1 protein-coding gene is annotated in these 551 nt (G+C 61.9%); it reads left to right on the forward strand.

What is annotated here, in order from left to right:
• On the forward strand, positions 1-551 hold a 551-nt coding region (locus tag ACYP5B_RS21815), incomplete at both ends, for an IS256 family transposase (protein WP_459571053.1).

Here is a 551-nt window from a genome sequence, read left to right on the forward strand (position 1 = left end):
TTCGCGCCCATCCTGATTCCCAAGCACGACCGGCGTTTTACTGGCTTTGACGACAAGATCATCGCCATGTATGCGCGCGGCATGACGGTACGCGAGATCCAGGCGTTCCTGGTCGAGCAGTATGGCACTGAGGTGTCGCCCGCGTTCATCAGCTCGGTAACGGATGCGGTCATGGAGGAAGTCACCGCCTGGCAGGCCCGTCCATTGGAGGTCATGTACCCGGTCGTGTTCTTCGACGCGCTGCGGGTCAAGATGCGCGAGGATGGCGTCGTGCGCAGCAAGGCGGTCTATCTGGCGCTGGGCGTGCTGCCCGATGGCACGCGTGACATCCTGGGCCTGTGGATCGAGACCACCGAAGGGGCAAAGTTCTGGATGAAGGTGTTCAACGACTTGAAGACGCGAGGCACCCAAGACATCCTGATCGCGGTGACCGACGGCTTGAAGGGCATGGAGCAGGCCCTGAACGCGGTGTTCCCGAGCACGACACTGCAGACTTGTGTCGTGCATCTGATACGCGGCAGCCTGGACTACGCGAGCTGGAAGGACCGCCG

Source organism: Cupriavidus sp. 8B (assembly GCF_054589115.1).